The 11,617-nt window shown below is 44.7% G+C and carries 9 protein-coding genes and 1 rRNA gene; 3 read left to right on the forward strand and 7 right to left on the reverse strand.

From position 1 onward, the window contains the following. Positions 1 to 16 precede the first annotated feature (16 nt). Entirely contained in the window at positions 17 to 1,231 is a 1,215-nt protein-coding gene (locus BUC05_RS20890) for an ornithine--oxo-acid transaminase (RefSeq protein WP_073305925.1), read from the reverse strand. A gap of 272 nt (positions 1,232 to 1,503) precedes the next feature. Here BUC05_RS20890 and BUC05_RS20895 point away from each other — a divergent pair, with 272 nt between their 5' ends. Then, positions 1,504 to 2,841, forward strand: a complete 1,338-nt coding sequence (locus tag BUC05_RS20895) for a sigma-54 interaction domain-containing protein (RefSeq protein WP_073305927.1) — start codon at positions 1,504 to 1,506, stop codon at positions 2,839 to 2,841. A gap of 249 nt (positions 2,842 to 3,090) precedes the next feature. On the opposite strand, the gene BUC05_RS20900 is transcribed toward BUC05_RS20895, so the two are convergent. The 5 genes from BUC05_RS20900 to guaB form a co-directional block, all read right to left on the reverse strand. Beyond that, the gene (locus BUC05_RS20900) at positions 3,091 to 4,779 is read right to left on the reverse strand and encodes a PucR family transcriptional regulator (protein ID WP_063609831.1); all 1,689 of its coding nucleotides are present in this window, start codon (positions 4,777 to 4,779) and stop codon (positions 3,091 to 3,093) included. A 23-nt stretch (positions 4,780 to 4,802) separates the two neighbouring features. Continuing rightward, positions 4,803 to 5,597, reverse strand: a complete 795-nt coding sequence (locus BUC05_RS20905; protein ID WP_035202615.1) for a carbon-nitrogen family hydrolase — start codon at positions 5,595 to 5,597, stop codon at positions 4,803 to 4,805. A 46-nt stretch (positions 5,598 to 5,643) separates the two neighbouring features. Beyond that, entirely contained in the window at positions 5,644 to 6,918 is a 1,275-nt protein-coding gene (serS, locus tag BUC05_RS20910; RefSeq protein WP_011244877.1) for a serine--tRNA ligase, read from the reverse strand. Positions 6,919 to 7,057: 139 nt separating this feature from the next. Beyond that, positions 7,058 to 8,356 (reverse strand): D-alanyl-D-alanine carboxypeptidase family protein, encoded by a 1,299-nt coding sequence (locus BUC05_RS20915; protein ID WP_437184004.1) that lies wholly within the window; start codon positions 8,354 to 8,356, stop codon positions 7,058 to 7,060. Positions 8,357 to 8,492: 136 nt separating this feature from the next. Beyond that, on the reverse strand, positions 8,493 to 9,950 hold the full coding sequence (gene guaB / locus BUC05_RS20920; RefSeq protein WP_035202608.1) for an IMP dehydrogenase: 1,458 nt from the start codon (positions 9,948 to 9,950) through the stop codon (positions 8,493 to 8,495). A 131-nt stretch (positions 9,951 to 10,081) separates the two neighbouring features. Here guaB and BUC05_RS20925 point away from each other — a divergent pair, with 131 nt between their 5' ends. Together BUC05_RS20925 and BUC05_RS20930 are read left to right on the forward strand one after the other, a co-directional pair. Next, complete coding sequence (locus tag BUC05_RS20925) at positions 10,082 to 11,029, forward strand: YaaC family protein (RefSeq protein ID WP_035202610.1); 948 nt, start codon at positions 10,082 to 10,084, stop codon at positions 11,027 to 11,029. Positions 11,030 to 11,102: 73 nt separating this feature from the next. Beyond that, a complete protein-coding gene (locus BUC05_RS20930) occupies positions 11,103 to 11,306 on the forward strand; it encodes a hypothetical protein (RefSeq protein ID WP_053856820.1) in 204 nt (67 codons plus the stop codon). 178 nt (positions 11,307 to 11,484) lie between these two features. Here BUC05_RS20930 and rrf read toward each other — a convergent pair. Beyond that, a 5S ribosomal RNA gene (gene rrf / locus BUC05_RS20935) occupies positions 11,485 to 11,600 on the reverse strand. Positions 11,601 to 11,617: the final 17 nt, after the last annotated feature.

The following is an 11,617-nucleotide window of genomic DNA, read 5'->3' on the forward strand; positions in this document are numbered from 1 at the left end:
TTCCATTTGTCACGCCTTATTTAACAGGCTTCTCTTTTGATAAAACATAATTTATTTTTTCAATAGCCCAATCTAATTCTTCTTTTGTAATGACGAGCGGCGGAGCAAAGCGGATCGTGTTTTCATGTGTTTCTTTGCATAATACCCCTGCTTCTTTCAACTGTTCACAATACTTACGGACAGGATGATTGAATTCAACGCCGATAAATAATCCCCGTGCTCGAATGGCTGTTAAATCATCATTATCAATTGCCCGCAACGCTGTTGTGAAATACTCTCCTAATTCTAATGATTTCTTCACTAGATTTTCTTCCTCAATCACTTCAATGGCAGCTAGAGAAACAGCACAAGCTAGTGGATTTCCTCCAAAAGTAGAGCCATGTGAACCTGGCGTAAATACATCCATAATGTCTTTGTCGGCAGCAATAGCTGATACTGGAAAAACGCCGCCCCCCATTGCTTTTCCCATCACATAAATATCTGGAACGACATTTTCCCATTCACAGGCAAACATTTTTCCAGTCCGTGCAAAACCTGTTTGCACTTCATCAGCAATAAAGAGAATATCGTTTTCCGTACAGAGATCGCGAACAGCTTGTAAGTAACCTTCAGGCGGGATGATGATGCCTGCTTCTCCTTGAATGGGCTCTATAATCATAGCCGCTGTATTTGGAGTAATGGCTTCACGAATCGCTTCCACATTCCCATACGCTACCTTTTTTATCCCTGGCACAAAAGGGCCGTAATGTTTGGTCGCTCCCGGATCATTCGATAAGGAGACCGCATTTAATGTCCGCCCATGAAAATTGCCTTTGGCCGCAATAATTTCTGCTTTGTTTTCTTCGACTCCTTTGACTTCATAAGCCCAGCGACGAGCTGCTTTAATCGCTGTCTCAACCGCTTCTACCCCTGTATTCATCGGCAACACTTTATCTTTTCCTGTCAATTCCGCCACGCGCTTGGTCCATGGACCAAGCTGGTCATTATGGAAAGCACGGGAAGTCAATGTTACTTTATCAGCCTGTTCCTTTAATGCCTGGATGATCTTTGGATGGCGGTGTCCCTGGTTCAAAGCTGAATAAGCGCTAAGCATATCCATATATTTATTTCCTTCAGGATCCTTCACCCACACGCCTTCTGCCTCAGCAATCACAACTGGCAGCGGATGATAGTTATGCGCCCCATAAGCATTTGTTTGTTCCATAATGTGATCTGATTTTTCAATCGCCATAAAAACATTCCTCCTTTATAGGTTGTGAATCACACTCGTTTCCATTCTGTACTCACTGTTTCTATATGCAAACATCATGCCAACCGATGAACCCAGATGCTGAAACGGTTTTAACAAGATTGCAGAAAAAATTTTTTGCATGGTGAGAAGGATAAACGAAAAATTTTTTTGCGCTTTATCGGTTTATCGATTACACTCACTTTTAAAGGAGGGGTATTTTGAAAAAAAATAAAACACAAAAAAATTTAGCACAACTGAATCACCTATATCAAATGCTAATAGACGAAATAAATGTGGGTATCCACGTTATTGACCAAAATGGAAATACGATTATATACAATAAAAAAATGATGGAAATCGAATCGATGGTAGACACCGATGTACTCCATAAAAATCTTTTAGAAGTTTTTACATTTCACGACGATGAACGCAGTACACTTGTACAAGCATTAAAGACAGGGAAAGTAACGAAGGATGTCAAACAAACGTATTTTAATAATAAAGGGGAAGAAATCACAACCATTAACAATACCTTTCCTTTTATCGAAAATGGAAAAATTACGGCTGCCGTGGAAATAGCGAAAGATATGACCCAATTGGATCATGTCATTAAGAAAAACGTGCTGCGAAAAAGAGAAAGCCATTATACCTTTGACCAAATCATCGGCAACAGCAAAGCCTTTTTAGCGGTTATAGAAGAAGCAAAACGAGCCGCCCGCACGTCGTCTTCTGTGCTAATCGTTGGAGAAACAGGGACAGGGAAAGAGTTATTTGCCCAAAGCATTCACTATGCTAGCCCGAGATCACACGCCCCTTTTCTAGCACAGAATTGCGCAGCGATCCCTGAAAATTTAATGGAAAGTTTATTATTTGGAACGAAAAAAGGAGCATTTACCGGGGCATTGGACACGCCAGGCTTATTCGAGCAAGCTGATGGCGGAACATTGCTTCTGGACGAAATAAATTCTCTCGACCCTGCGTTACAGGCGAAATTATTACGCGTTATTCAGGAAAAAACCATCCGTCGCATCGGCGATACCAAAGACAAAAAAGTCGACGTTCGAATCATTGCTACCATTAATGAAGATCCGATAGATATGATTGCAAAGCAGCGCTTACGCAAAGATTTGTATTATCGTCTCAGCGTCGTCACTTTATTTATCCCGCCCTTGCGTGAAAGAAAAGAAGACATTCTTCCGCTTATCGAGGAATTCATTCACAAGTATAACACGCTATTTCAGATGAATGTGAAGACGATTAGCGAAGAGGCAAAGGCGATTCTGTTCCAGCACGATTGGCCAGGAAATGCGCGAGAACTGGAACATACAATTGAAGGCACAATGAATTTCATTAGTGATGAAACAGAAATTCACATACACAACCTGCCGTTTCGATTGCGCAATCGCTATCAGAAAGAAGTGAAAGACACAGAAACAGGCAACTTACCTGCAAAAACATTACAAGAAAAAATGGCAGAGGTCGAAAAGCTCTATATTTTACAAGCGTTAAGAGAAAACAACAACAACGTTTCCCAAACTGCAAAAAATCTTGGCATGAGCAGACAAAATCTCCAATATCGGCTGAAAAAGTTTCACCTTTCATTGAAGTAATTACGTTGGCCTACAGTCATCCACTAGTTCGGGTGTGAACTTGGCTTGACATGAAGAACAGGAGAGATACGAAAAGGAGTCAAAGTGGCCTCCCCGCCAGGAGATACGCTCGCCTCTCCATGAAAGCCATTGTTTACAGGTAGTGGTCAACAACGCCGCCGATATTAATTAGACTGATAGAAAGTGCCTGGAGACGAGAACAGTGTTTCGTTTCGTATCCGTTTTAACGCGTTCGCGCGAGGCAACGGTCTAGGAGTTAGGCGTTTGCATGTGGTGTTGGATCATCGATATACGAATGCTAAGATCAAGCAAAAAGACATCATCAGGATTCGCTAAAGATAAATGAGTCAGCGCCTCAATTTTCCGAAGTCGATATAACAGCGATTGGCGGTGCAAATGAAGAAATCGCGCTGTCTGCGTCACTTTGTTTTGGTTTCTTTGGTATGCGACAAATGTGCCGACCAAGTCCATTTGCCTTTGTTCATCGTAGGCAAACAACGGTGCCGCATAATCTAACACGAGGCTTCGCAGTTCTCGCTCTTGCCCTATTTTATAAAGGACACGGTCAATGCGCGTATCTGTATAAAAGATCCGGCTTCCTTGCCCTTTCCTGCCGATACCAAGCAATAGTGCCTGTTTCGCTTCTTGGTACCGGTCTTCAAATGCATAGGTGTTTATTTGCTGGTCACCGATTCCCCACGTTATTTCGACATCGGGAAGCAAATGGGCCAAACGGCGATCAAGCAAGTCAAGAAATCCATTGACCGTCGTCCGGTAATCTTCACAGGGAACGGCTAAATAAATCAATAGCTGCCCATCCATAAACGTCGACATCGTTTCCCGTTCAACCGTTACGCCTGCATAGTAGATCTCTTCTTCGATATAATGGACCATGCTTAGTTGCCAGTCTTTAAAGGAGGCTACTTGATCAGAACGGCTATACAATTCTTCCATATTGTGCAGCATGCCTACTATCGCGATGTATGGCACAGAAACCTCATATCCTAGCGCTTCAGCCCGTGTTTTTAGTTGTGCTTCCGTTTCAATCAACCCTTGGGCCAAATCGGCGACGAAATGATTGCGCATACGTGCTTCTGTTTCTTGCACTGTGTTCTCTTGCAGAAACCAAAATGCAGCGGCTGTCCCGGCATGTTCGAGCAATATAAAGGCTGTCGCTAGGTCGCTTGTATCCATTTTATCCCTATTAACAGCAAATACATAGCCTTGAATTTGCTCATTTGCTTGGATGATCGGCAATATATGGACGTCTGTGCCATCTGTATGGAGCGTTTGGATTTTTCGTTCAAGGGGGTGATGCTCACTTTCCTGGCCGCTAGTGCGCATGTGTTTGTACACTTTACTAACTAGGCCTACCACCGGTTCAGCTCCATGGCTTTTCCCTTTTATTCGCCCTTGGGCATCCGTTATAACAATGGGTACGGCGGCATAGCCAGCAACATGTTCTGCTAGAGCAGACAAATGGTTCCCAGCAAGCATTAAAGACAAGAGTTCCTGTTGTACCTTTTGGGTAAATTGCCAATCGTCCTGCTTTGAATCAACAAGCTTGGCCGTTACTGCCTGTGTAATGTCGGCAAAGCGGATCTCCCATGGCAAAAAAAGAATCGGAAACTGCTCATTCTCAGCAAGGGTGCGGACATCTTCGGACAATTCGAACACAAACCGGCCGATCGCCACTGCAAGCCCTGACGCTTCCGACTTAATCACATCTTGCACAAAGGCATAAAACGCCTTCGGCTCTTGGTTGCAGCCGATGCCAGTCGTAAGGACAAGCTCATTTTGCCTGATAAAGTTTTCCACTGGTGCTTCCGTAATCGAAACCCATTCAACTTGTCGGTATGGCAACTGTTCTTGTGCAGTCTTAATGATGGCAGGCTTCATAATGTCCAATTCCATTACTTGCGCCAATGTAATCTTCATTCAACCCACCCCCATTGGAATCGTTACCGATATAAATCAGGTCGCCTGCTTGAAAACACCGGCACTCTTTCCCGCACTTCAGCAGCTTTGCTAAAATCAACTTTACATTGAAGCCATTCTTCTTCAGTGCTGCTACCTTCGACAATAATTTCCCCCCATGGGTCAATCACCATCGATGTGCCTGCATAATCGGTTCCGTTGTGGCTGCCGACGCTATTGCAAGAAAGGAGATAAAACTGATTTTCGATCGCTCTGGCTTGCTGCAATGCCTTCCAGTGCATCGCCCGCGCCAACGGCCATTCAGCAACAATAAAAAGCACTTCTGCCCCTTCTAATGCAAGACGGCGCGCCAACTCGGGAAAACGCAAATCATAGCAAATCAGGACCGCCATTTTGACACCATCTAATTCAAATAAGGCAGGGGGCACGCTTCCGCCTTGCATGTAAGCAGGTTCATTCAGCATAGGGACAAGGTGGACTTTGTCATACGTATAGACAAGCTTGCCCTGGGCATCGATGACAAGCGCTGTATTGTAAATGCCACCGTCTTTCTTTGTCGCAATCGAACCGGCAACCATATGAATGCGATGCGCTCGGGCGAGTTGTTGCAAAAATGCAATCGTCTCCACTCCCTCTTCTTCCGCCAGTTCGCCAAGGTCCTCAAGCTGGTACCCAGTCGTCCATAACTCAGGCAACACGATCGTGAGCGGCCGCTCTAGTTGCTCACGGCATAGTTGCTCAACCCACGTTTTAACACGTTCTCGGTTCTGGTCTGGCTTTCCTGCTAATACTTCCATTTGGAAAACAGCGACATGCATCGTTTTTAGCTCCTTTGTAAAAAGCTGCAGCACGCTGCAGCTCTCTTTATGAAAGAATGTTCACATTACCCATATATGGCCGTAGTGCTTCCGGGATGACAATGGAGCCATCTTCTTGCTGGTAATTTTCAAGAATGGCCGCTACCGTACGGCCAACCGCTACTCCTGAACCATTGAGCGTATGGACATACTCAGGCTTGCTTTTTGGATCGCGGCGGAATTTGATATTGGCGCGCCTTGCTTGGAAGTCACCAATATTGGAGCACGAAGAAATTTCACGATACGTATTGGCGCTCGGCATCCATACTTCCAGATCGTACGTTTTTGTAGAGGCAAAGGTCAAATCCCCTGTACACAACGTAACGACCCGGTAAGGCAGTCCTAAGCGTTTCAACACGTTTTCGGCGTGGGTTGTCATGATTTCGAGCTGGTTGTTGGAATCCTCCGGTAAAGAAAAACGAACAAGCTCTACTTTGTTAAATTGGTGTTGGCGAATGAGCCCCCGCGTATCGCGCCCAGCAGAACCAGCTTCAGAGCGGAAATTCGTGCTGTAGGCGTTATAAGCAATCGGGAGCTGCTCTCCTTGCAGCACTTCCCCGCGATGCAAGTTCGTGACCGGCACTTCTGCAGTCGGGATCAAAAAATAATCTTCTTCGCTAATTTTAAAAACATCTTCCTCAAATTTAGGCAATTGCCCTGTACCAATCATACTTGCGCGATTGACGATATAAGGAGGCAGTACTTCCGTATAGTCATGCTCAGTCGCATGCATATCCATCATAAAATTAATGAGCGCTCGTTCTAGGCGTGCCCCGAGCCCTTTATAAACTGTAAACCGGCTGCCTGTCACTTTTGCGGCACGTTCAAAATCAAGAATATCGAGCGCTGTACCCAGTTCCCAATGAGGACGCGGCTCAAACGAAAAGTCAGGCACGTCTCCCCATTTACGCTCTTCCCGATTATCCTCTTCTGATTCGCCATAAGGGACGTCTTCCTGTGGGATATTCGGAATCGTGAGCAAGAGCGCTTCTAATTCCGTTTCGATGCTGCGGAGCTGCTCATCTTGCTCTTTAATCCGTTCAGAGACTTGCTTCATTTCCGCAATGAGCGAATTAGCATCTTTTTTGTCTCTTTTTAAGGCAGCGATTTGCTCAGATACGTCATTTCGTTTGCTTTTTAGCTCTTCGACTTCCTGTATCATCGTGCGGCGTGAAGCATCCAATTGGGAGAAGCGTTCAAGCCCCTCAATCGTGCCGTTACGTCTTTCTAGCTGCGCTTTCACGCCTTCAAAATCGCTGCGCAATTTTTTCACGTCTAACATCTAAACGACCTCCTCGTTACTCCTATCCATTTTACCAAAATTCATAGGAGAAAGAAAAGCACACAAGCAGGGCATGCGCCCTGCTTGTGATCGACTTGTTCGTTGTTTTCTTATCCCATGATGCTATTTGTCCATTCGCTTAACTGAACCAACTGCTAATGGTGTCAGAAACGCTGGACCATAAATTTGAAAAGAACCCGCCAATTCCTCTCATGGACATGGTGAACCAGCCTGCTTCTTCCACATCTGCTGCTGCAACAAGTTCAATCCCGCTTTGCTGGCTGCCTGGAAGATAATCAACTGGCTCGTCCATGATGACTTTTAATGTCCCAACCGTTTCCCCTTCTTCTATAGGAGCGACAAGTTCTCCATTTTCATTCGTTTTGCTTTCATCCAGTTCAATTTCAACGGAGTAGTTTTCGTTCTGCCCTTTTCCGAGCATAAAAGTTAAATCACGGTTTGTCACGAGTTGGACTTCTTTTTCTTTCCCACGCGCTACGGGAACGACACCGCCTTCCGGTTCCGTTCCAGCATCGATGATCCGATGCTCTTCAAATTGATTAAACCCATAATCGAGCAGTTTTTTCGTCTCGTTAAAACGGTCATCCCGGGTATCCGTTCCCATTACTACAGTAATAAGGCGGACACCATCGCGTTCAGCTGTTGCCGTAAAGCTATTGCCTGCAGCATCCGTATATCCTGTTTTCAGGCCATCTACCCCTTCATAATAATGAGGGCTGTTTGGTAGCATCCAGTTCCAATTTTGCATATCAATTTTTTCATCTGGGCCAGAATCAAATACCGCTTCAGGCACACTTGCCGTATCAAGCACTTCAGGGAAATCTTTCAACAGATGATACGCAAGTTGGGCAACAGAACGGGCAGAAAGCGTTGTTTCCCCATCGGCTGGAGTCCCCTCTGGATGTTCACCTTGCAAGTCAGCATTGTTTAGGCCGCTCGCATTAATAAACTCATACTTTTCTAGCCCTAGCTCTTCTGCTTTTTCATTCATCTTGGCGACAAACTGAGCTTCCGTACCAGCCACATGCTCCGCTAACGCCATCGTCGAAGCGTTTGCCGAATAAATCGCCATGGACTCGTACAAATCTTTTACCGTATACGTATAATCCTGGCGCAATGGAACATTGGATAGCTCTCTTTGGTGGGACAATGGAAGCAAATGATCGGTGATCGTTACTTCATCTTCCCAAGAGATGTCACCATTGGCGATTGATTCAAGCACTATGTACTCGGTCATCATTTTTGTCATGCTGGCAATCGCCAATTGTTCATCGCTATTTTGTTCAAATAAAATTTGTCCAGTATCGGCATTAACGACAATCGCTGCACTGGCATCTACTGTTAAAGACTGCGCACTGGCAGGCTTAATTGGTCCTAGTACGAAAGCAAGCATAGCCAATGCAGCCATTATACGCATTGTCCAGCTTGGTAAACCCTTTTGTTTCACCTTTACACCCCCGCTTGTATAACACACATTTGCTATTTTAACATGGTGGCACCAAAAAAAATAGATAGGGAAGTCCCTATCTATCGGTAAAAAAATGTGGAATTTTTTACAATGTATAGTTTGGTGCTTCTTTGGTGATTTGCACATCGTGAGGATGGCTTTCCCGTAAACCAGCAGCGGTAATACGGATGAACTGACTATTTTCCCGCAACTCATCAATTGTCGGTGTGCCGCAGTAGCCCATGCCAGCCCTGATGCCACCGACTAATTGGTGCACAGTGTCAGCTAGAGGGCCTTTGTAGGACGTTCTGCCCTCAATCCCTTCAGGCACAAGCTTTTGGTTATTTTCTTGGAAATAACGATCTTTGCTTCCCTTTTCCATTGCTCCAAGTGAGCCCATGCCACGGTACACTTTATATTGGCGGCCCTGATAGATCTCTGTTTCCCCTGGGCTTTCGCTCACACCAGCAAGCAAGCTACCAAGCATGACAGCATGTCCACCGGCAGCAAGTGCTTTAACAATGTCACCTGAATATTTAATACCGCCGTCAGCGATAATCGGCACACCATGTTTTCTTGCCTCTGTCGCACAATCGTACACAGCTGTTATTTGCGGAACGCCAATTCCTGCCACAACCCTTGTTGTACAAATAGATCCAGGACCGATGCCAACTTTTACTACACTGGCACCTGCTTCAATGAGTGCTCTTGTTCCTTCAGCTGTAGCTACATTTCCTGCAATGATCGTCAGGTCAGGGTAGTCATTGCGAACTTGTTTGATTTTATCCAGAACACCTTTAGAGTGGCCATGAGCAGTATCAATGACAATCGCATCTACGCCTGCCTTTACAACAGCGGCAATGCGAGCATCAGCATCAGTAGACACGCCAATCGCTGCCCCAACAAGCAAACGTCCTTGCTTGTCTTTTGCAGAATTCGGGAATTCAATCACTTTTTCAATATCCTTGATTGTAATGAGCCCTTTTAAAATGCCATTGTCATCGACAAGAGGCAGTTTTTCAATTTTATGCTGTTGCAATATTTTCTCTGCTTGTTCAAGTGTTGTCCCTACAGGCGCTGTCACAAGCCCTTCTTTTGTCATGACATCATCAATTTTGATCGAGTAGTCTTCAATAAAGCGCAAATCCCGATTCGTTAAAATGCCAACAAGTTTTTGCTCCTCATCGACAATGGGCACGCCTGAAATCCGGTATTTTCCCATTAAATGTTCCGCGTCAAATACTTGGCGATCTGGAGTAAGAAAGAACGGATCGGTAATAACGCCACTTTCAGACCGCTTTACTTTATCGATTTGCTCAGCTTGCTCTTCAATGGACATGTTCTTATGGATAATGCCGATGCCGCCTTCACGGGCAATCGCAATCGCCATTTCCGATTCTGTCACTGTATCCATCCCCGCACTTAAAATCGGGATATTCAATTTCACATTCTCGCTTAGTTTCGTGGCAACTGAAACATCTCTTGGCAGCACTTCCGACTTAGCCGGCACCAAGAGAACATCATCAAACGTCAATCCTTCTTTTTGAAATTTTGTTTCCCACATTCAGATTAGCTCCCCTCAAACGCCTGAAAATATTATTAGTAGCTTAACAATTGGGCAAACTACTGTCAAGACAAGGGTTTAAGTACTACTTTTCTGAATTCAGTGTGCAAAAAAATGGGAGTGTATATAAAGTGGAGCGTTTAACTTTTTTTGATTCAGCATCTTTCACGCGGAACTATTTATTTGAGTGTTATCAAAGCCACTCATACGATGATGCATCCTCTATGAGCTACCAAAATTGTTACCGATTTATGTACCAACTGCAGCATGGTTGTTTGTACTTAGCCCAAGCGCAAATCGCTCCTTTTGCGATCAAGCCAATGCTTTTATTTTATGGCCTTTCACAGCTAATCAAGTCCTGTGTTTTATCGGTCGACCCTTATTACCCTGAAAATGCTGCTGTGCTCGCCCATGGCATCACAACAAGAAAAAGAAAGAAGCAAGGCTACTCTTTTTTAGATGACGAAGTGAAGGAGCAACGAAACGGCCTTTATCCTCATATGATAAAAAAATTGTTTCACATGGAACATTCGGAGAATAAATACACAATGAAAGTTTTACTTAAGCAACTTCCTGATATGCATGCTTGTTTTGCATTCCTCGTTAATGAAGAACCTTTTATGAAAGGAAAATGGGCTGCCACCGATAGAATGGTTTTTGAGCCGATCTTGCTTGACTTGTATCATATGACTGCTAGCCGCTTTCAACAATATGCACTTGAGCAAATGCGTAAGCTCGTGCCAAAAACGCAAGCAATTACCGTAGTAGAAACAAAACAACAAGTCGAAATCCGCTTTGCCAATGCCCAAGCAGCCAGAAATGCGGCTCCCCCTTTTCATTTTGATAAAGATGGCTCCCCCCTCATCCACCGTTTGAAAGCCAATCACTTGCCATTGCCTGAATTGGCTATTTACTATCTCGTGCTGTACAACTTGAGCATGATCTGCCGGTATGAAACGGAATGGTGGGGAGAACGAATCCATACAATGGATTGCGATGAGATCCCTTTTATTAAACAATTTCTAGAGACCGTCCAAGCACGGACAAAGAAGCTTGTCGAATGTCAGCTATTTCAATAAAGCTGCACGGTGTTTGAACAATGCTTTTATAAGACGGAAACGATTGCTTCTGCATGACAACGAGGCTTTTCGAATGAAGCTTATTCATGGAGCCTATTTATATTTAACTCTGCTTCTTCGAAGCAGCCCTCTTTTGCTTCCTGCCCATAACAAAAAAGACACCTCTTCAGGTGTCTTGCTGTTGCCCGGCAACGTCCTGGCTCCGGGATTATTTCCTACGGGGAAGTGGGGCATGAAGCTTTTTCAAGATGTTTTTCATGTTGTTTTACGAAAATGATCCCTACGTCTCGCAGGAGGGCATGAGGCTTTTCCAGTGAAGCCTATTCACGTAGTTTTTTATATGAGCTTATCTCCATATACTCCTAATAAGCATTTAACTCGGCTTCTTCGAAGCAGCACTCTTTTGCTTCCTGCACAAACAAAAAAAGACACCTATTCAGGTGTCTTTAGTATTTGCCCGGCAACGTCCTACTCTCGCGGGAGGAAGCCTCCAACTACCATCGGCGCAAAAGAGCTTAACGGCCGTGTTCGGCATGGGAACGGGTGTGACCTCTTTGCCATTGTCACCGGACTCTACTTCAGATAAGC

The sequence above is a fragment of the Shouchella rhizosphaerae genome, assembly GCF_900142675.1.
GTDB lineage: Bacteria > Bacillota > Bacilli > Bacillales > Bacillaceae_D > Shouchella > Shouchella rhizosphaerae.